The 20,828-nt window shown below is 70.0% G+C and carries 13 protein-coding genes and 1 tRNA gene; 11 read left to right on the top strand and 3 right to left on the bottom strand.

What is annotated here, in order from left to right; translation table 11 throughout:
* The 4 genes from ACXJLU_RS27355 to ACXJLU_RS27340 form a co-directional block, all read left to right on the top strand.
* The coding region (locus ACXJLU_RS27355) for a ferritin-like domain-containing protein (RefSeq protein ID WP_457336437.1) at window positions 1-911 on the top strand (911 nt) is incomplete at its 5' end.
* Between the two features lie 17 nt (window positions 912-928).
* Window positions 929-2,848 carry a selenocysteine-specific translation elongation factor gene (gene selB / locus ACXJLU_RS27350; protein WP_457336435.1) on the top strand — a complete coding sequence of 640 codons (1,920 nt, stop codon included), beginning with the start codon at window positions 929-931 and terminating at the stop codon, window positions 2,846-2,848.
* Window positions 2,849-2,857: 9 nt separating this feature from the next.
* Window positions 2,858-2,950: transfer RNA gene (locus ACXJLU_RS27345), tRNA-Sec, on the top strand.
* 40 nt (window positions 2,951-2,990) lie between these two features.
* On the top strand, window positions 2,991-4,103 hold the full coding sequence (locus tag ACXJLU_RS27340; protein ID WP_457336433.1) for a Fic family protein: 1,113 nt from the start codon (window positions 2,991-2,993) through the stop codon (window positions 4,101-4,103).
* On the opposite strand, the gene ACXJLU_RS27335 is transcribed toward ACXJLU_RS27340, so the two are convergent.
* Together ACXJLU_RS27335 and ACXJLU_RS27330 are read right to left on the bottom strand one after the other, a co-directional pair.
* Window positions 4,100-7,960, bottom strand: coding sequence for a hypothetical protein (locus ACXJLU_RS27335; protein ID WP_457336431.1), 3,861 nt, complete (start codon window positions 7,958-7,960; stop codon window positions 4,100-4,102). The two genes, ACXJLU_RS27340 and ACXJLU_RS27335, sit on opposite strands and share 4 nt — an antisense overlap.
* 1 nt (window position 7,961) lies before the next feature.
* Complete coding sequence (locus tag ACXJLU_RS27330) at window positions 7,962-8,576, bottom strand: hypothetical protein (RefSeq protein ID WP_457336429.1); 615 nt, start codon at window positions 8,574-8,576, stop codon at window positions 7,962-7,964.
* 142 nt (window positions 8,577-8,718) lie between these two features.
* Between ACXJLU_RS27330 and ACXJLU_RS27325 the strand changes: the two genes are divergently transcribed.
* Window positions 8,719-10,263: an ankyrin repeat domain-containing protein gene (locus ACXJLU_RS27325; protein WP_457336426.1), complete on the top strand. Its 1,545-nt coding sequence runs from the start codon at window positions 8,719-8,721 to the stop codon at window positions 10,261-10,263.
* 21 nt (window positions 10,264-10,284) lie between these two features.
* On the opposite strand, the gene ACXJLU_RS27320 is transcribed toward ACXJLU_RS27325, so the two are convergent.
* The gene (locus ACXJLU_RS27320) at window positions 10,285-12,600 is read right to left on the bottom strand and encodes a winged helix-turn-helix domain-containing protein (RefSeq protein WP_457336424.1); all 2,316 of its coding nucleotides are present in this window, start codon (window positions 12,598-12,600) and stop codon (window positions 10,285-10,287) included.
* A gap of 244 nt (window positions 12,601-12,844) precedes the next feature.
* Between ACXJLU_RS27320 and ACXJLU_RS27315 the strand changes: the two genes are divergently transcribed.
* Genes ACXJLU_RS27315 through ACXJLU_RS27290 form a run of 6 tightly spaced genes read left to right on the top strand, consistent with a single transcriptional unit; the run spans window position 12,845 to window position 20,649 of the window.
* On the top strand, window positions 12,845-14,665 hold the full coding sequence (locus ACXJLU_RS27315) for a DUF1592 domain-containing protein (RefSeq protein WP_457336422.1): 1,821 nt from the start codon (window positions 12,845-12,847) through the stop codon (window positions 14,663-14,665).
* Window positions 14,662-16,152 carry a DUF1552 domain-containing protein gene (locus tag ACXJLU_RS27310; protein ID WP_073467963.1) on the top strand — a complete coding sequence of 497 codons (1,491 nt, stop codon included), beginning with the start codon at window positions 14,662-14,664 and terminating at the stop codon, window positions 16,150-16,152. The genes ACXJLU_RS27315 and ACXJLU_RS27310 overlap by 4 nt, the downstream gene beginning before the upstream one ends.
* Window positions 16,153-16,156: 4 nt before the next feature.
* On the top strand, window positions 16,157-18,763 hold the full coding sequence (locus tag ACXJLU_RS27305; RefSeq protein ID WP_457336420.1) for a choice-of-anchor D domain-containing protein: 2,607 nt from the start codon (window positions 16,157-16,159) through the stop codon (window positions 18,761-18,763).
* Entirely contained in the window at window positions 18,763-19,254 is a 492-nt protein-coding gene (locus ACXJLU_RS27300; RefSeq protein WP_073467961.1) for a TlpA family protein disulfide reductase, read from the top strand. The genes ACXJLU_RS27305 and ACXJLU_RS27300 overlap by 1 nt, the downstream gene beginning before the upstream one ends.
* Before the next feature lie 5 nt (window positions 19,255-19,259).
* A complete protein-coding gene (locus tag ACXJLU_RS27295; RefSeq protein ID WP_457336418.1) occupies window positions 19,260-19,487 on the top strand; it encodes a DUF4266 domain-containing protein in 228 nt (75 codons plus the stop codon).
* Complete coding sequence (locus ACXJLU_RS27290; protein WP_457336416.1) at window positions 19,474-20,649, top strand: DUF3570 domain-containing protein; 1,176 nt, start codon at window positions 19,474-19,476, stop codon at window positions 20,647-20,649. The genes ACXJLU_RS27295 and ACXJLU_RS27290 overlap by 14 nt, the downstream gene beginning before the upstream one ends.
* Window positions 20,650-20,828: the final 179 nt, after the last annotated feature.

Raw genomic sequence — 20,828 nt, 5'->3', positions numbered from 1 at the left:
CCGCTGAAGCGCGCGCCGACTGGGGCCTGGCCGCGCGCGGCGCGACGGTGGAGGCCGGCAGCCCGGCCTTCGCGTTCGGGCTGCGGCAGCGCCACGAGCTGTGGGCCGCCACCGCCGGCGAGCTCTACGCGCAGGCGGCAGCCGCGCAATGGGACCCGGCCACCGCGATCGACTGGGACGCGCCGTTCGAGCTCGCGCCGGAGATCGAGGCCGCCGTCGTGCAGGTGATGACCTACCTGGTCGAGAACGAGAACGCGGCGCTGCTGGTGCCGGCGCGGCACCTCGGGCAGATCCATCCGCACTACCGCGAGGTGCTGCAGCTGCTGGCGCTGCAGTGCGCCGACGAGGCGCGGCATGTCGAGGTGTTCACGCGGCGCGCCGGGCTGCGCGGTCTGCCGCCGGCCTTGTCCACCGCCGGCGGGCAGGCCTCGCTGCGCACGCTGTTCGACGCGCCGGATTTCTCGACGGCGACCTTCCTGCTCTCGGTGCTCGGCGAGGGCAGCTTCGTGAACCTGCTGAACTTCCTGCACGAGCACGGGCCCGACCCGGTCACGCGGCAGGTCGCGCGGCTGGCGGCGCGCGACGAGGGCCGGCACGTGGCCTTCGGGATGGCACACCTGGAGTACCGGCTCGCGGTCGAGCCCGACTACCAGGTGCGGCTGCGCAATGCGATCGAGCAGCGCTTCGATGCGCTGGCGAACACCGCGGGGCTGAACGAGGAGGTGTTCGATGCGCTGGTGCTGCTGGCCGCGGGCGCGTTGACGCCGGACGCGGTGGCGCGCGGGCATGCGGCCGTGCAGCTGCTGAAGCGCGAGATGGCGGCCGGGCGGCGCGCGCGGCTGAGCCGGCTCGGCTTCGAGCGCGCCGAGGCCGAGCGGCTGGCCGACCTGCACACGCGCAACTTCATGTAGCCCCCGGACGCCTGACCATGATCGTCGGCACCGCAGGCCACATCGACCACGGCAAGACCACGCTGGTGCGCGCGCTCACCGGCGTCGACACCGACCGCCTGCCGCAGGAGAAGGCGCGCGGCATCTCGATCGAGCTCGGCTACGCGTTCCTCGACGTGCCGGGCGACGACGCCGTGCCGCGCATCGGCTTCATCGACGTGCCCGGCCACGAGCGCCTGGTGCACACGATGCTCGCCGGCGCGACCGGCATCGACTTCGCGCTGCTGCTGGTCGCCGCCGACGACGGCGTGATGCCGCAGACGCGCGAGCACCTGGCGGTGCTGTCGCTGCTGGGGCTGTCGCGCGCTGCCGCCGTCATCACGAAATGCGACCGCGTCGATGCCGTGCGCATAGCGCAAGTGCGCGACGAGGTGGCCGCGTTGCTGGCCGGCACGCCGCTCGCCGCTGCACCGGTGCTCGCCGTCGCGGCCCCCACCGGCGAGGGCCTGCCGGCCTTGCGCGAGCTGCTGTTCGCCGCGGCGCGTGCCACGCCGGCACGCGACGGTGCGAGCGACGCCTTCCGACTCGCGATCGATCGGGCGTTCACGCTCGACGGCGTCGGCACCGTGGTGACCGGCACGGTGCATGCGGGGCGAGTGCAGGTCGGCGACGAGCTGGCGCTGTGCCCGTCGCCCACCGGCCGCCACGCCCGCGTGCGCAGCCTGCACACGCAGAACCAGGCGGCCACGCAGGCGCATGCCGGCCAGCGCTGCGCGGTGGCGCTGGCCGGTGTCGACAAGCACGAGGTGGCGCGGGGGCAATGGCTGGTGTCGGCGGGGGCCGGCGTTGCCACCGACCGGCTCGATGCGCTGCTGACGCTGTGGCACGGCGAGCCGCGCCCGCTGCGCTCGGGCACGCCGGTGCATGTGCACCTCGGCGCGAGCGACACGATGGGCACGGTGGCCGTGCTCGCGGGTGTCGACGCCGTGGCCGACACCCTCGCCCCCGGGGGCCGCGCCTTCGTGCAGATCGTGCTGCATGCGCCCATCGGCGCTTGGCGGGGCGACCGCATCGTGCTGCGCGACAACTCGGCGACCCGCACGATCGCCGGCGGCACCGTGCTCGACCCGTTCGCGCCGGTGCGGTACCGGCGCACGCCGCAGCGCCTGGCCGAGCTGGCGGCGTGGTCGCTGCCGACCGCGGCGCAACGCTTCGACGCGCTTCTCGACGCTGCGCCACACGGCCTGTCGCGCCGCCGCTGGGCCAGCGCCGAAGGCCTGGCGCCGCAGGCCGAGGTCGATGCGCCGGACGGGGCGCTCGGCCGCACGCAGCGCGCGGCGGTGCATGCCGCGGTGGTCGACACACTGCGCAGCTTCCATGCCCGCGACCCGGAGGTGCCCGGCCCCGACGCGGCCCGCCTGCGCCGCCTCGCGGCCCCGCGCCTGCCGCCGCCGCTGTGGAGCGCCGTGCTCGCCGAGCTGCAGGCCGACGGCGCGGTCACGGTGCGCGGCGCGTTCGTGCACCTGCCCGAGCATGCGCTGCGCCTGTCGGCCGCCGACGAGCGCATCGCGCAGAAGGTGGCCCCGCTGCTCGCGGCGACCGGCTTCGACGGCAGCTGGGTGCGCGACCTGGCCCGCGACACGCGTGAGGGCGAGGTGCTGATGCGCACGACGCTCGCGCGGCTGGCGCAACGCGGCGAGCTGCACCAGGTCGCGAAGGACCTGTACTGCGCGCCCGCCGCGATGGCGCAGCTGGCAGCCCACGTGCGCAGCGTCGCCGCCAACGCTCCCGACGGCGCCGTGACCGCCGCCCGTTTCCGTGACGCGACCGCCCTCGGCCGCAAGCGCGCGATCCAGATCCTCGAGTACTTCGACCGCATCGGGCTGCTGCGCCGTGTCGGCGACGAACACCGATTGCGCAGCGACACTGAGCTGTTCAGGTCACCTGCGATGCGGTGAGCAACCCGAGGAGGGGGAACGTCCCTGGTGGGACGGCCGGGCTTCAAACCCGGTGGGTGGTGCCATGCGCCGCCGGGTGGGTTCGACTCCCATGCCCCTCCGCCCTCTTGCCAATGCAGCGAATCGAAGGCCTGATCTCCGCATGAACAGCGGAGAAAACCTCTACATCTGGCAGGACGGTGACTGGTCGCAGTGGCGCGTTGACCTGCCCGCGCTCGCCCAGTCACTGGCCGAGGTGAGCCGCGACCAAGGCCTGCTCGGCCGCCTGGCCGACGCCGAACCCGCGCTGCGCGACCAGGCCACCCTGGCCGCCCTGACCGACGAGGTGCTCAAGACCAGCGAGATCGAAGGCGAGTTGTTGGACGCCACCTTGGTCCGCGCTTCCATCGCGCGCCGGCTCGGCATGGACATCGGCGCACTCGCGCCGGCGGACCGGCACGTGGACGGCGTCGTCGAGATGGTGCTCGATGCCACCTCGCGCAGCGCCGAGCCCTTGACCGCCGAGCGGCTGTTCGGCTGGCACGCGGCGCTGTTCCCGACCGGCTACTCCGGCATGAGCAAGATCGCAGTCGGCCAGTGGCGCGATGACGCGAGCGGCCCGATGCAGGTCGTCTCCGGCCCGGTGAACCGCAGCAAGGTCCATTTCCAGGCGCCCCCGGCCGACGCGCTCCCCACCGAGATGGCGCGCTTCCTCGCGTGGGCCAACCGCGACACCGGCGAGCCCGCGCTGATCAAGGCCGGCCTCGCGCATCTGTGGTTCGTGACGCTGCATCCGTTCGACGACGGCAACGGCCGCATCGCGCGCGCCGTGGGCGACCTGTTCCTGGTGCGTGCCGATGGCGCCGGGCAGCGCTTCTACAGCCTGTCGGCGCAGATCCAGCGCGAGCGCAAGGACTACTACGACATCCTCGAACGCACGCAGAAGGGCGCGCTGGACGTCACCGGCTGGCTGGCCTGGTTCCTCGGCACGCTGGGCCGGGCCGTCGCCAGCGCGCAGACCACGCTCGACGGCGTGCTGGCCAAGGCGCGGTTCTGGCAACGCTGGGCCGGCACGCCGATGAACGAACGCCAGGTGAAGCTGCTCAACCGCCTGCTCGACGGATTCGACGGCAAGCTCACCAGCAGCAAGTGGGCGGCCATCGGCAAGTGCTCGCCGGACACGGCACTGCGCGACATCGCACAGTTGCTGGCCCTCGGCGTGCTGCGCAAGTCGTCCGCCGGCGGGCGCAGCACCGCCTATGACCTGGCCGACTAGGGACCAGCCGCCGCGACGTCACCGACGTTGATCAGCGCCTGCTCGTAGGCGCCCAACGCCAATCGGTACGGCGCAAGCGTCGTCGTCAGCTTCTCCAGCACCTTGCGCTGTACCAGCGAGGCCGCGGCCGCGCGTTGGACCGAATTGGTCGACACGGTTCCGTTCGAGCTGACATCGGAAAACGCGACTTGCCGGAAGCGTCTCAGTGCGACCGCGCCGTTGGCGATCGCCGCCTCCAGCTTGACGAGACGCGTCTTGTCGTCGGCCGCCAGCGCACGCGCCGAGGTCAGTGCCGTCGCCACGCCATCGAGCTCGGCGGCCTGCACGGCCTGCAAGCGTTTCAGCAAGGCCTCGGCATCCACTTCGGCCAGGTTGCCGTCCTTGCTCACGGCGGTGCGCAGTTCCTCCGGCAGCGCCTGGGTCGTCTGCAACAACGCCTCGCTCGCCGTGTCGGCAGCGATGGCATAGCGTGCCCGGTAGCGGTCGCGCACCTTCAGCAGCGCTGCGTTCGCATCGGGCGAGGTGCCGGAGAGCTCCTTGCCGATGCGCACCTTGTCTTCCACCGAGGTGCTCTTGTCGTCGAACACGCGTTGCAGCTCGGTCCGCTTCAGCAGGTTGACACCCATCCGACCGCCGGTGTTGAAGAGCGCCAGGCCCTGCGCCGACTTGAAGATGCTCGACGGATCGGTGCTGTAGGCCTTGACGTACCAGTTGCCAATGTCGTCCTTGGCCATCACGTAGTTGACCGAGCCGCCACCGTTCAGCTTGACGCTGTTGATGTTCTGCCAGTAGAGGCGCTCGACCTTCTCCTTGGCCTGGGCGGTGGCCACGTCGAAGTCGTCCGCCCTGCCGAAGTTCCTGGTCCACTCTCGCAACATGTTCCTGTCTTCCGACGGCGTGCCGTCCTGTAGCGTCGTCGCGGAGTAGACGTTCTTCAGGTAGTCGCTCGACGGCCGCAGGTACGCCGCGTTGGCCCGGGTCTGGTACGCCACGTTCAGCGCGATGGTCAGATTCCTGGCTTCGTCCGGGTGGCCGGCCGCCAGCGCACTGATGCGCTGGTGCTGCAACGTGGTGATCACGTGATCGAGCACCTCGACGCGATTCTTCGCATCCTTCACCTGCGACCAGTCGGGGGGGTTGAAGCCGGCCAGGTACTTGGCCGCGTCGTCGACGGCCGTTGCCTTGTCGCCCGTGTCCTTCTTCGCCGCCTGACGCGCGGCGAGGCTCTGGCGCAACAGCAGCACGGTCGAGCGCGGGTCGGCGGCGCCCACCTTCTCGCCTTCGCGCACGACGGCATCGCGTTGCTCCTCCAACACCGGGATGATCCTGTCGAACTGACTCTTGGTCGCCGTGGATTTGTCGACCTTGGCCTTGGCGGTGGTCTGGGTGGTCGCGGCCGTCTCAACCTTCTTCTTGAGTGCGGCCTCCTTGGTTGCGGCATCCTTGGCGTTGCCCTCCAGCGTGGCCAGCTCGCTCGCGGCATCGCGCGCCCAGCGCAGCACCACCTCGCGCACGCCCACGACGATCGCGTCGGGCTTCTGTGCACGCGAGACCGCTGCCTCGAGCGCCTCGCGCTGCTTGCTCAACAGGCCGCGCGCAGCACCGATCCGCTTGAGCCGAGGCGTGTCGGCACTCGGGCCACTGGTCTGTACTTCGAGCCATGTCGACACCTTGTCGAGGTACTGCACCACGGTGGTGTTCGCGGCCGGATCCAGCTCCTGCTTGATGAAGGCGGCCAGCTCGGCGGCATCGCCGTCTTCCTCCTGCGGCTTGTCAGTGCGGTAGATGCCCGCCCGGTTCCTGCTCGGCACGGTGGTCCGCACGAGGCTCTCCAGCGGCGCGAGATCCGCCCTTCTCTGTTCGAGCTGGCGGTGGGACGACAGCGTCGTTCCCCGCGCGGTGCCCAGCTCAGCCTCCAGCCCGGCAGCGGCCGCACTGGCGGCCGCCAACGCGGGCGTGGCCTTCTCCGCGACCTTGGCGCTCTCCTTCAGCTCGGCACGCGCCTGCAGCAGCACGGCGTCGAAACTGGTGGCGGTGCCGGGCGCATAGGCCCGCGACGCGGCGGCCCGCTCCGATGCGAGCCCTTCGACCAGCTGCTGGTTGTGCCGCTGGCGTCGGCGCAGGTCGTTCGCGTGCAGCACCAGCGTGTTCCCCAGCGTCTCGAGCACCGCGACGCGGGCGGGGATTCCCTTGTTGTAGAGCGGCTCGTCCTGCCCGGTTCCGTCTTCCTTGCCCAGATCGGCCTTCAACGTGGCCGAGGTGATGTTGTTGGCCACGAACAGCAGGCGCTCGGCGAAGAAGATCAGTGTTTCTTCGAGGCGCTGCCGGGCCCTCGTGACCTTCTCGGCATGCAGCTTCGGTTCCTCGTCCTTCTCGTCGAGTGCCTTCTCGAACTCTCGCGTCAGCGTCTCGATGCCGTCTTGCAGGCGAGCACGATCGAAGCCGCTGGCGGTCTTGGCTTCCGTGGACGTGAGCGTGAAGAGTGTGAGCTCCATGTACTCGACCCAGGTCTGCCGCAGGACATCGTCAGTGGGTCCGCGCGCCAGGCCGAAATCCAGCGAATGCGGGCGACCGACGTGATCGAACTCGGAAACGCGGGTGGCAATGGGCGAAGACCCGGCACGTGGTTTGACGGCCACAGGATCGACGGCGGTACAACCGCTCAGCGCACTGACCTGGTTGTCGCCGGTGCGCGACCGGTCGAGTTGCATCAGCGTGGCGTCGGTGGCCCGCAGGAAGCCGGCCAGCTCCTTCGGGTAACGCGGACCGGTTCGTTCAATGGCTTCAGTGGCGGCGGCGTACCGCGCTGCGTCCCATTGGACAGGTGCGGTGCCCGAAGCCGTCGACAGAAACAGTCCGCTCGGTCGTTGCGCCGGTCCTCGCATCGACTCGACAAAGCCGGACGGCAACGAGGCCACCTGCGGCGCCTCCACACTGGCACGATGCGACGTGTAGCAGGCCAGCATGCGCGGTTGCGTCGCCCCGGCCACGAGCTTGGCGATGTAGATCTGCTCCGGCGACCCTTCCCGCGCACGCTCCAATGCATTCAGCGAATGCACCAGCATGCCGTGCATCGAGACGCGCATGCCGATGAAGGCCTGGGACAACTCGGTGATGCGGGTCACGAAGTCGGGATCGTCCTTCTTGAAGAGTGCCTTGGCGTGCTCCCGTGCGTTCCTTGGGTCGCTGAGAAACTGGTATCCGGCATTTGAACCGCCTTCAGCGGGGCAGTTCAGCTTCTGGCTGTTGCCCTCGCACGCCGGCGAAAGATCTCTCACGGAACGGTAGGGGAGCTTGCCGACACCGGCGCAATCCTTCAGTTCGAAAGCCCCGCATGCGATTTGAAGGTAGGCAACCGCCAGCTTCCATTGCAGACTGTCCTTGTCGGACGAACTGCGCACCTTCTCGATCTGCTCGGCGAGCTTCAGATCGCCTTCCGTCATCATCATGATCTTTTGAAGGCGAGCGGCCTCCTCGACATGCCGGCGTGCCTTCGACACCTCGGCATCCCCCAGATCCTCGTAGTAGAACGTCGCCCCGTTCACGAACTTCGCCAGCCGCGACTGGAAGGTCACGTCCCCGCTGATGAAGGTGTCCAGCGAGCCGCCGGTTCGCCGCACCGCCCGGTAGAACGCCGAGTCGTCCCGCGTCTCCCGCCGCTTCGCGAGCTCCAGCTCATCCCGCAGTGTCACCAGCAGTGGTTTGGCCGCAATCGCCGTCGCGGCAAACTGCCGCAGCTGAATCTCCTCCTCATGCGCAAGCGGCCCCTTGTACACATCGACGTCGATCTCGATCGCCGCACAGCCGGCGAACAGGACCACTGCGGCGCAAGCCGCGATGCGGTGGTAGCGCTTCATGTCAGCCTCCCGGGAAGTAGTCGTTCTTCGCGCCGTCGAGCAGGATGTCCAGGCGTTGCGCCTGTTCCCTCAAGGTGACCAGATCAGCCCACAAGGCCTTCTCGATCTCCGGCCCGGCCTGTGCGCCTTGCGTCACGCTTGCCACGACGCCCAGCGCCTGGTCGACCGCGGAGAAGAACGCATCCGGGTTCGAACCCATCACGACCACCAGCCGGTGGTTCTTCGGCGCCTCGCGAAAGCCCTCAGGCCCGAACATGATCAGTCGCCGACCGGTCAGCAGGCCCTTGTCGACCACGTCCACGCCCGACCCATTGGCCGCATCCGGGCGCGTCTTCGTGCCTTCGCCGGGAAACTCCACCTGGCCGGACAACGAGTCCACCAGCTCCGCTCGCACCCAGCCCGATGCGAACTTGGTGGCGTTCAGCGCGCTCGCCTGGCCCTGCACCCTCACCCGGTAGATGGTGGGCGGTAGCTGGTCGCGCGGGTCGAAGACACCGAGGTAGTACACCTGCTTGATGGTGTTGGACGGCGTTTGCCCGAGCTGAGCCGTTCCCGCGACGGCAAGCAGCGAATTGCGGGCAGCCACTGAACCACACCCTGTCAGCACGGCGCTCACCGCCACCATGCAAGCAGCGAAGCAACCCAGTAAACGCATGAGGTCCTCCCGGCGGTCTTCTGATGGGTGCCCGTTGTACCGACGACTCGCCCGCGCGTCGTCCTTCACGTTGTGGAGAAGCCCGGTCGCCACAATGCACCCGATGAGACTCGACCTCCACCACGCCCTGCTGCGCGCGCTCGCTGCCGGCGACCCCGATGAAGTCAAGGCGCTGGTCGCCCTCGGCGCCGACCTGCACTACCGCAATGCCGACGGCTACGACGCGCTGATCAATGCGGTGCACAGCCGCGACGTGTTCGCCGACCCGCGCCTGCTTGATCTGCTGCAGGTGCTGATCTCGCACGGCGTCGCATTGAGCGGCATCAGCAAGTACAGCGAATCAGGCCTGCGCGTGCTGTCACGGCTCGGCCGTTTCGATGCGGTGCAATTGCTGCTCACGGCCGGTGCCGACGAATCTCATCTCGGGTGGACACCCTTGATCCGCGCCGTCGCGATCGGCACGTTGGACGAGGTGCGCGCCTGCCTCGACGACGGCGCCGCACTGGAAGCCATCGACACGTGGTCGCGCACCGCGTGGCTGGTCGCGCTGCTGCGCGGCGACATCGACAAGGCCGCGCTGCTGCGCGAGCGCGGCGCCGACGTGGACGCCGTCGGCCGCTGCAGCCACGCGCCGTTGAGCTACGCGGTGCACAGCCGCCAGCTGCCGATGCTGCGCTGGCTGATCGACCAGGGCGACCACGAGCGCACCGGCTTCGGCATCGACCAGCCCGACGAATTCGGCTGGACCGCATTGATCGAGGCAACCCGGATCGATCACCTCGGTGCGATCGACCTGCTGCTGCAAGCGGGTGCATCGATCGACCACGAATACAACGGCAGCACAGCGCTCAGCGAATCCCGCCGGCCCGCGACGCTGAAGCGCCTGCTCGATGCCGGTGCCGACCCGCGCCTCATGACCCGCGAGGGCAGCCGTGCGTTCATCGGCCTGCCGCCCGATCCGGACATCGCGCCGCTGAACGGCGTGACGCGCAGCGATTTCCTGCGCGCCCGCAGCCCGCGCTTCGGCCGCACGAATGCCGAGCGCATCGACGAGCCGTTCTGGCTCGCGATGATCCGCGCCGGCGTCAGCGGCTACCAGGCCACGGAGCACTTCGACGGCCCGTCGTCGTTCGATGCGCCGCCGGTGTGGTGCGCAGAACGCTTCGGCCAGTCGCTCACGGTGCTGCCCGACGGCCGCATCGTGCAGGTCGGCGGCGAGCACGAAGACCACTACGACCCCGATTTCTGCATCTACAACGACGTCTTCGTGCATCACCCGGACGGCCGCATCGAGATCTTCGGCTACCCGGAAGAAGCCTTCCCGCCGACCGACTTCCACAGCGCGACGCTGATGGAGGATTCGATCTGGCTGATCGGCTCGATCGGCTACCCGCCCGCGCGGCGCCCCGGGCACACGCCGGTGTGGCAGTTGCGGCTGCGCGACTGGCGCATCGAGCCCGTCACCTTGCTCGGTCTCGACAACGGCCCCGGCTGGATCAACCGCCATCGCGCGACGCGCGTGTCACCGCACGAGATCCGCGTCAGCGGCGGCAACGTGCTGACCGGCCACGGGGACGAGACGGTCGAATCCCGCAACACGACCGACTTCATCTTCGACACGAAGCGCCTGGCCTGGCGTGCGGCCTGATCCGCTGTCAGGTCGCCGGCCTCACATCCACGTCACCACGCACGGCGCGCGCGGCAGCTCGGTCACGCGCTGGCCCTCGTAGCAATCGCCCAGCTCGGCCAGCCACTCGGGCAAGGCCCCATCGATGCTCGCCGCGAGCCGCGCATGCGCCGCGCGCGCTTCGCCGGTGCGGCCCTGCGCATGCGCGAGCCGCGCCGACAGCGCCAGCCCGGCCGGGTGCTCGTCGAGCCAGGTCTCCAGCCCGCGCAGCAGCTCCACCGCCTCGGTCGAGCGGCCCTGCTCGATGCACAGCCACGCGCCGTCGAGCCGCGCGTGCGCATTCCACCAGCCGAGCGGCGTCACGTCGCGCCCCTTGCGCAACAGCGCGATCGCGCGCTCGCGGTCGCCGCGCGCCAGCGCCAGCTGGGCCTGGCTGTGCCACAGCGCGCCCTGCAGGTTGCGGTCGCGCGCCAGCTTGGTCAATGAGGCGATGCGGCGGCAGGCTTCGTCGGCCGCGTCGAGCTGCCCGTCGTGGATCAGCGCGCCGGTCAGCAGCGGCAGCACGAAATGCAGCTGCATCTCCTGCCCCTTCGCGGCCGCCTCGTCGGCCGCCTGCGACAGCTTCCACGCCGCATCGCCGACCTGGCCGATCGCCAGCGCGTAGTGCGCCCGGCCCACCAGCCGGAAACCTTCGTTGCGCGGCGCATCGCCGGTGTCCACCGCCTCCAGGATCGACAGCACCCGCGCCAGGCTCGCCGGCTTGCGCAGCTGCCGGTACACGCCGCACAGCAGCATCGCCGACACCGCCGAATCGGTCGGCACCTGCAGGCTGCGCGAGATCGCGAGGCCGGCCTCGCCGTGCTCCTCGGCCATGCGGAAATGCCCCAGGCTCGCGCTCGCATTCGCGACGTTGCATTCGGCACGCGCCTGGCCCACCAGCACGCCGTGGTCGCGGTACAGCGCGGCCGCACGCCGCGCATGGGTCCACGCCTGCACCATGCTGCCGGTCTCGCCCTCGATCACCATGCGCAGCGACAGGATGCGCAGCTGGTCGAACACGCTGCCATTGCCGTTGCACAGCGTCTCGGCCCGGTCGGCCAAGGCCGAGGCCACGGTGAAATCGAACTCGTTGATCGCGATGTGGGCCCGCAGCAGCGTGGTCGAGATCACCGACTCGCGCGCCGCCTTGCCCGGTGCGCTGTGCAGCGCCTCCTCGAGGTGGTGCTTGGCCTTGTCGTTGACGCGGCGCCGCACATGGGCCTGCGCCAGCTCGAAATGCACCGCGGCCTCGGCCGCCTGGTTCGGCTCCTCGCGCAGGCGCGCCAGCAGCGCGTCGCCGAGTTCGAAAGCCGCGTTGTCGTCGAGCGCGACCAGCGCGCGCAGCCGCTCCACCTGCGCACCGAGGTGCGCCGGCTCGAGGCGCAACACCGTCGCCAGCAGCTCCAGCGCGAGGGTCCACTTCTGCTCGGCGATGGCCTGCAGCGCGCGGCCGAGCACGCTGTCGCCGGCATCCGCCTGCAGCTCGGCGGCGGCCTCGCCGGGAAAGAAGCGCCCCTCCAGCCAGCGCACCAGGTTGCGGCCGAGGTTGGGCAGGCCGGTGGCGGCGAGCATCGTGCTCTCGGTGCGGCCTTCGCCGACCAGCGTGCAGCGCAGCTCGAAGCGCAGCGGCCCGCCATGCACCTCGACGCGGGCGACGTGGCGCACCGCGAGCAGCCGCGTCAGGTCGTCCGCACGATCGGCGAAGGCGGCCTCCTTCGGCACCGCCTGCAAGGCGTTCAGCAGCGACGGGATCGAGGTCACCTGCAGCCGCGGGTGGGCGCCGAGGTCGCGCACCACCAGCGACAGCAGCCCGAGCTCGAGCCAGTCGAGGTCGCCGCTGCCGGTGCGGTTCTCGAAGGGCAGCAGCGCGAGCGTGGTCGGCACCGACACGCCCGACGCCGCCGATGCCTCCGAGGACGATGAGGGGAAGGCATCGGCCGCAGCGGCCGCAGCGGCCGATGGCGCAGCCGGCATCGCGACGGCCGGCACGGCAGGCACCGCTTTCTCGCGCACCTCGCCCATGAAACGGTAGCCGGTGCGGTGCACCGTCTTGATCAGCTCGCCGGTGTCGCCGTCGTCGTCGAGCACCTTGCGGATCTTCATGATCGCGCGGGCGATCACGCTGGCGGTGACGAAATCGAAGGACCACAGCTTGTCGAGCAGCTCGTCCTTGCTGACGATGCGCCCGCGGTGCCGGATCAGGTAGACCAGCAGCTCGAACGGCCGCGGCTCCATCGGCCGCTGTGCCCCGGAGAGCAGCACTTCGCGCGTCGCGACGCGAACTTCGCACCGGCCGAAAACGAACACCTCGTTGTCCATCAACTCCCTCTGCGACTGGTGCCGACCCCGGTACATGCCGGTGTCTTGATGCCTTCGCATTCTGCCGGCAGGCCGCTGCACGCCTGTTTCAACTCGTCACCGTTACAGCTGTTGCGCCCGGTTGCGTGCCGTTGTTCTCCTCGTACAGCCACATCTCAGTCACGCCTCCGTCAATTCTCTTGGCAGCGTTTTCAACAGAATCGCGCCCCGAAGCCCCGCAACAAGCCATCCAACCGAGAGCACCATGCGATCGCACCTCCTAGCCCTCTGTGTCGCCGCGCTGGCCGCGGCCTGCAATGGCGACTCGAGTGAATCGACGCCCGCTGCCGGCACGCCGCCAACAGGCAGCACCGGCAACCCCGTGGTCGTGCCCGCCGGCACCGATCCCCATGCGCAGATCGCCGCGGTGACGATCGCCGCGGTGACGCCGGGCGACGTCGCCGGCCCCGGCTGCAGCGCGCCCGGCGCGCCGCGCCGGCTGACGCGCGACCAGGTCGTCAACGCGCTGACTGACGTGACGACAGCGCTCACCGGCGATGCCACGCTCGCCGCGAGCGTCGGGCCGCTGGTGCGCGACACCACGCAGTTCCCACCGGACGTCGCGGTCAATCCCGATACATCCCGGCACAAAGGTTACGAACGCTTGGACTCGAGCGTGAACCTGCGCCAGGTGACCGCACTGCATGACACCGCCGAGGCGCTGGCGAAGTCGATGACCGCTGATGCGACGCGCCTGAACACGCTGCTCGGCAGCTGCACCGGCACCGCCGATGCCTGCGTCACGAGCTTCATCCGCAAGGCCGGCCGGCTGCTGTTCCGCCAGCCGCTGACCGATGCCGAGGTCAACGTCTACCGCACCGCCGCCGGCAATGCCGCGAGCCAGGCCTCGGTGGCCAAGGTGCTGGGCACGATGATCGCGTCGCCGAAGTTCTACTTCGTCGTCGAGAAGGGCCAGACGCCCACCGATGCCAACGCCACCTGCACCTCGCTGACGGCGCACGAGCAGGCCACCCGGCTCGCGCTGCACTTCTGGAACTCGGTGCCCGACGCCGCGCTGAACACGCTGGCCGATGACGGCTCGCTGCTGAAGCCGGCCGTCTACACCCAGCAGATCCAGCGCCTGATGGCCGACAGCCGCTCCGACCGCGCGATGCGCGATTTCTTCGGTGGGTGGTTCCGGCTGCAGGAACTCGTCGCGCTGGACGGCAAGGTGGGCGATCCGAAGTTCGACGCCTTCGCCGGCAGCTTCAAGCCGCTGTCGACCTCGCGCGATGCGGCGGTCAACGAGGTGCTGGACATGGTCTCGTACCTGGCGGCGCGCAATGCCTCGCTGCAGCAGGTGCTGACCGACCGCCATTCGTACGCGAAGACGGCCGACATCGCCTCGCTCTACAAGACCGCGGTATGGGATGGCAAGACCGCCCCGCCGCTGTTCACCGAAGCCTCGCGCGTGGGCCTGCTCACCCGCATCGGCTTCATCGCCCAGGGTTCGACCGACACGACGCTGCCGATCTCGCGCGGCAGCCGCGTGCTGTTCGGGCTGACCTGCGAAGCGATGCCGACCCCGGCGATGGACCAATCGAACTCGAAGGCGGACCTCACGGGCGTGCTGACCACGCGTCAGCGCGTCGAGCGTGTCACCGAAATGGAGGGCACCTCGTGCATCGGCTGCCACAAGACGCAGATGAACCCGTGGGGCTTCGCCTTCGAGGGCTTCGACTCGCTGGGCCGGGCGCGCCAGACCGAGCGCGTGCTCGATGACAAGGGCGGGCTGCTCGGCGAGAAGCCGATCGACACCGCCGCGCTGGTGCGGCTGGCCGATGGCTCGTCGCGCGCCGTCAGCTCGCCGGCGGCCACCCAGCAATACATCCTCGACAGCGGCCAGTTCGAGCGCTGCTTCGCACGCAACTACGTCCGCTACAGCTTCGGCCGTTCCGAGACCGCCGCCGACGGCGCCTTGATGGAAGCACTGCGCGTGCAGGCCGCCAACGGCGCCAACCTGCGCAGCCTGTTCGCTTCGATCGCGCTGCGCACCGAGTTCACCACGATCCAGAGGGCGAAATGAAACCCGCATTCAACCCCTTGTCACGCCGGCAGTTCCTGATCGGCGCCGGCGGCACCGCGCTCGCCCTGCCCTTGCTGCCCTCGCTGCTGCCGCGCGAGGCGCGCGCCGCCACCGAGGCGGCCGCATCGGCCGAACGCTTCTTCGTGCACACCACCACCTGGCACGGCGTGTTCCAGAGCCAGTTCTTCGGGCCGCTGCTCGACCAGGTGCCTGCGGCCACGCAGAGCTACGGCGGCATCACGATCCGCCAGGCGCAGCTCGCGGCTGCCGCCAAGGCCTCGGGCGACCTGACGGTGATCAGCGACATCCTGCAGGCCAAGAGCTCGAAGCTGACGGCGCGGATGTTGTCGCGCATGAACATCATCAACGGGCTCGACTTCGCGGTCAGCGGCGGCCACAACCGCGGCGGCACGCTGGGCGGCGATGCCACCAGCCCGACCATCGACCAGGTGCTCGGCAGCGCGAGCAGCTTCTACCCGAACGCAGTGCTGCAGCCGGCGATCGTGCGCAACCTGGTGTCGCTGTCGAAATCCGGCACGGCCACCGTGCAGACGACGCCGACCGCCGAGAGCAACGTCAAACTGTTCGACCGCCTGTTCAAGAATGCCGCCGGCGGTGGCGGCAGCACGCCGACGCCGACCGACAAGACGGTGCTGGTCGACCGCGTGAAGGAACACGCCGACCTGGTGATGGCCGATGCCTCGTGCTCGGCCGACTGCAAGTCGCGGCTCGGCGACTACCTCGACCTGCTGAACCAGGTCGAAGGCAAGCTCGCGCAGACGCCGGTCAGCAGCACCTTCCAGCGCCCGACCAGCGACACCTCGTCGCTGGAATCGGCGGCCGGCTTCTATGGCCAGCCGCCGAGCCAGGCGCAGGTGGAGCAGCTGTGGAACGACATCGTGGTGGCGGCCTTCTCGGCCGGCATCAGCCGCGTCTACGTGAACGGTTCCACCTCGTACACCTTCGGTCCGGAACCGGAACACGCGTGGCACAACGACTACGCTCACGCGCTGGACGACAGCGCCAAGCGCGCCGGCTTCAACGCCGCGGTGCAGCTGCAGTTCGAGAGCTGCATGCTCGACATGGCCACGAAGATGGACCAGGTGAAGACGGCCGACGGCAAGACGCTGTTCGACAAGGCGCTGATCGCGAGCGGCTTCGAGCTCGGCTCCGGCGGCAACCCGGGCCACCACCACAACCGCTGCATTCCGATCATCGCGCTCGGCGATGCCGGCGGCTACTTCAAGACCGGCCAGTCGCTCGACTACCGCGACCTGAACTCGTTCAACTGGTCGTCGGACCCGCACTGGTACTCGGGCCTGCTGTACACGCAGTGGATGGGCATGGTGCTGCGCGCGATGGGCGTCAGCACCAGCGACGTCAACACCACCGCGTGGGGCTACCCGAACGTGCGCGGGGCCAACGGCGACCACACCGACGCGATCTGGTCGGTGGCCGGGCAGGACCTGCCGTGGATGAAGGCTTGATGCGATGAAGCGCACCTTCCTCCACCTCTTCGCGCCGCCGCTGGCGGCCGCGCTGCTGGGCCTGGCATCCGCCGGCTCGGCGCTGGCACAGAGCGCCACCAACGGCCAGATGCTGTTCACGACCACGCTGGTCGCCGGCAAGCAGAGCTGCAACAACGGCGCGTGCCACGGCTCGATCCCGGCGAACCCGCTGAACCGCATCGCCAACGGCACGAGCGCGTCCAACATCAAGGGCATCATCCCGAAGAACACGCAGATGACCTTCCTGTCGGGCAAGCTCACCGACGCGCAGCTGAACGACCTGGCGGCCTACATCGGCCAGCAGCTCGGCCGCACGCCGAGCTACCTGCCGACCACGCCGGAGCCGGCACCGTCGATCAGCCCGTCCAGCATCAGCTTCACCAGCCAGGCGCTGGGCACCACCAGCGCCGCGCAGACCTTCTCGGTCAACAACTCGGTGGGCGCGGGCGCGGCGCTGGTGCTGAAGAGCATCGCGTTGACCGCCGGCAGCGACTTCACGGTGAGCGGTGGCACCTGCGCGGTGGGCACGTCGCTCGCGGCCGGCACCGCCTGCTCGGTCACCGTGAGCTTCAAGCCGACGCTCGCCGGCACGCGCTCGGCCACGCTGACGGTGGGCCACAACGGCGCCACCGGCAGCAGCGCCGCATCGCTGTCGGGCACCGGCGTCGACAGCTCGCCGGTGGTGACGCTGTCGCCGACCGCGCTGACCTTCGCGCAGACGGTGGGCACGAGCTCGGACCCGCTGCGCGTGACGCTGGGCAACAGCGGCACCGCGGCGCTGACGGTCAACACGCTGGCGGTGAGCGGCGCGCAGGCCTCGGAGTTCGCGATCGCCTCGGCCTCGACCTGCAAGGCGGGTGGCAGCGTCGCCGCCGGCAGCAACTGCTTCATCGACGTCAGCTTCAAGCCGACGGCCACCGGCGCGCGCGCCGCGAGCCTGATGATCGGCCACAGCGCGAGCAGCACGGCCGCCGCGGTGTCGCTCGCCGGCACCGGCAATGCGAACGCCCAGCCCGGGCTGGCGCTGGACGCGATCGTGCTGGACCTGGGGGCGCAAGGCCTCGCGACCACCGGTGCCGCGCGCACCGCGACGGTCACGAACAACGGCCAGGCGGACCTGAAGATCAGCAAGGTCAGCGCGAGCGGCACCAACGCGGCCGACATCGTGCTCGGCGGCACCTGTGCCGCCGCGACGGTGGTGCCGGCCGCCACCTGCACGGTGACGGTGGCCCTGAAGCCGAGTGCACTCGGCCCGCGCTCGGCCAGCGTCGAGATCGCGAGCAACGCGCCCGGCGGCACCGCTTCGCTGTCGGTCGGTGGGGTCGGCATCGCGATCGCGTCGCCGGAGCTGACGCTGTCGCAACCGGCGATCGGCTTCGGCCAGGTGTCGATGGGCACGAGCTCGGTGCCGCGCACGGTGACGGTGTCGAACACCGGCAGCGCAGCGCTGCAGATCGCCAGCATCGTCAGCAGCTCGACCGAGTTCAAGGCAACGCACGACTGCGCGGCCAGCCTTGCGCCGGGCATCGGCTGCACGCTGACGGTGACCTACGCGCCGGCGACCGACAACGCGGCCGAGACGGTGACGATCACGTCGAACGCGTTCAGCTCGCCGAACAGCGTGGTGCTGACCGGCCAGGGCACGACGGCGGTGCTGCCGGTGCTGGCCTGGTCGGGCAACACCAACTCGCTGCAGTTCGCATCGACCGAGGTCGGCAAGACGGCGGTGGGCAGCCCGCTGACGCTGGTGAACAACGGGCCGGGCCCCGTGACGGTGTCGTCGATCGGCACCTCGGGCGCGCAGGCCGAGGCCTTCTCGGTCGGCGGCGGCACTTGCGTGGGCGGCGTGACGCTGGCCGCGGCGGCGAGCTGCACAGTGATCGTGAGCTTCGTGCCCGACGTGGCCGGCGTGCGCAGCGCGGTGCTGCTGGTCGCATCGAGCGGCAGCAACCCGCCGGAGGTCGCGCTGAGCGGCAGCGGCGTGGCGGGCTCGACCGGCGGTGGGGGCGGTGGCACGACGCCGCCCGACACCGGTGGCGGTGGGGGCACCACGCCGCCGGACACCGGCGGTGGTGGTGGCGGCGGCACGACGCCGCCCGACACACCGGCCACCGGCACGCTCGCCGTGACGCCGACGGCCCTCGACTACCGCTCGACCTCGGTGCGCACCGGCGACCGCAGCGAGCCGCTGACGGTGCGCATCGCCAACAGCTCGGCGACCACCGCGACGATCTCGGCCGTCACGACGACGGCAGGCTTCATCGTCGCGTCCGGCTCGGCGGCTGACGCCTGCCCGGGCGTGCCGTGGACGCTGGCCGCCGGCAAATCGTGCACGGTGACGGTGGTGTTCGCCCCCGGCACGGGCGGCGCGATGCAGGGCACGCTGAAGGTGACGTCGGCGGCCGGCCAGACCACCCAGGTGCCGCTGTCGGCGCAGGCCGACACCCCGTCGACCAACGAAGGCGCCGGCGCGCTCGACGCCCGCTGGCTCGCGCTGCTGGTGCTGGCCATCGCGGCGCTGCAGCTGCGCCGTCGCAGCGCTGCTTCACTGAATCCCGCTTCTGTGTCTTTCGCCAAGGAAACGCTCTGATGAACCGCTTCTCCGCCCTCACGCTGGCCCTGTGCGCCAGCCTCTTCGCCGCGCTGCCCGCGGCCGCCATCGACGCCGGCACGGCGGCGCCCGAGTTCCAGCTGAACGGCTCGCGCGGCGCGGTGAACCTGGGTGCCATGAAGGGCAAGGTCGTGTACCTCGACTTCTGGGCCTCGTGGTGCGGCCCGTGCAAGCAGTCGTTCCCGTGGATGAACGAGATGCAGGCGAAGTACGGCGCGAAGGGGCTGCAGATCGTCGGCATCAACCTCGATTCCAAGCGCGCCGATGCCGACAAGTTCCTGGCCGAGGTACCGGCCACCTTCGTGCTGGCCTTCGACGCGCAGGGCGACACGCCGAAGCGCTACGGCATCAAGGGCATGCCGACCTCGGTGCTGATCGGCGCCGACGGCAAGGTCGTCCAGATGCATGCCGGCTTCCGCGATGACGAACGCAAGGCGCTTGAAGACGCCATCGTTGCGGCACTGAAGTGATGGCCATGAAGAAGCCTCTCGCCACCGCACTCGTGCTCGCGCTCGCCGTGGGCCTCGGCGGCTGTTCCGTCCTGCAGCCGCCGCAGCCGTGGGAGAAGGGCCTGCTCGCGAAGCCCGAGATGACGCTCGGTGGCGACGCACTCGAAGGCCGCTTCGACGTGCACATCCTGAACAGCAAGGAAGCGGCCTCGGGCGGCTCCGGCGTCGGCGGAGGTGGCTGTGGCTGCAACTAAGAGCCAACGCGTCGGCAGCCTCGTGGCCGCGGCGATCGCGCTGCCGGGCGTGCTGGCCGCGGGTGCGGCGCATGCCGAAGACCCGCCCGAGCACGGCCTGATCGCGTTCAAGTACCTGCAGTACAAGGACAGCCAGGCCGTCAACGTGCGCTACCCGTACTACGACGGCAGCGAAGGCAGCCGGCTGAACCGCATCACCGTGAAGGCGCCGTCGCTGTACCTGCTGGTGCCGATGGGCCGCTGGTCGGTCGAGGGCTCGGGCGTGATCGACGACGTGTCGGGCGCGACGCCGCGCTACTACAGCGACGTGTCGGGCGCCTCGCGCTCGCCGGGCATGGAAGACAAGCGCAAGGCCGGCGACCTGAAGGTGACGCGCTACTTCGAGCGCGGCGCGCTCGCGCTCGGCACCGCGCATTCGAGCGAGCACGACTACAAGTCGAGCGCGATGTCGCTCGAGGGCCGCATCTCGACCGCCGACAACAACACCACGTTCAACATCGGCATCGCCGGCACGCGCGACCGCATCGACCCGGTCAACGAGATCGTGGTGGACGAGCGCAAGAACACCTCGGAGCTGACGCTGGGCGTGACGCAGGCGCTGTCGCCGCGCGACATCGCGCAGCTGAGCCTGACCTACTCGGTGGGCCGCGGCTACTTCGACGACCCCTACAAGCTGTACGACCACCGGCCGCGCGAGCGCGATGCGAGCATCGGCATGCTGCGCTGGAACCACCACTTCGAGTCAGTGTCGGGCACGCTGCGCGCGAGCTACCGCTACTACAGCGACACCTTCGGCATCCGCTCCAACACGCTGGAGACGGCGTGGGTGCAGCCGGTGTCGGACCTGTTCTCGGTGACGCCGTCGTTCCGCTACTACACGCAGAACGCCGCGTCGTTCTACTACGACCCGGTGGCCGACACCGCGGTGTACCCGGGACCGGTCGGCACGCCGCAGTTCTCGTCGGCCGACCAGCGGCTGTCGGCCTTCGGCGGCATCACGCTCGGGCTGAAGCTGGAGCTGCACCTGGGCAACTGGACCACCGACCTGAAGCTCGAGCGCTACCAGCAGCGCTCGGACTGGCGCATCGGCGGCAAGGGCTCGCCCGGCATCGACACCTTCGACGCGACGATCGTGCAGTGGGGTCTCGCGACCCGCTTCTGACCTGACACCACCACGCCCATGAACGACACCCTCTTCCGTTCCCGCCGAATCGCGCTGAGCGCCTTGCTGGTGCTCGCCGCCTGCGGTGGCGGCAATGACGACGCACCCGCGCCGTCGCCGGTGGGCGGTGGCACGCCGGCGCCCGCGCCCGCACCGGCGCCGTCTCCTGCTCCCTCACC

The sequence above is a fragment of the Rhizobacter sp. P5_C2 genome (assembly GCF_054049715.1).
The sequence above is the reverse complement of the archived record's forward strand: the minus strand, read 5'-3'. Positions and strand labels throughout refer to the sequence as shown.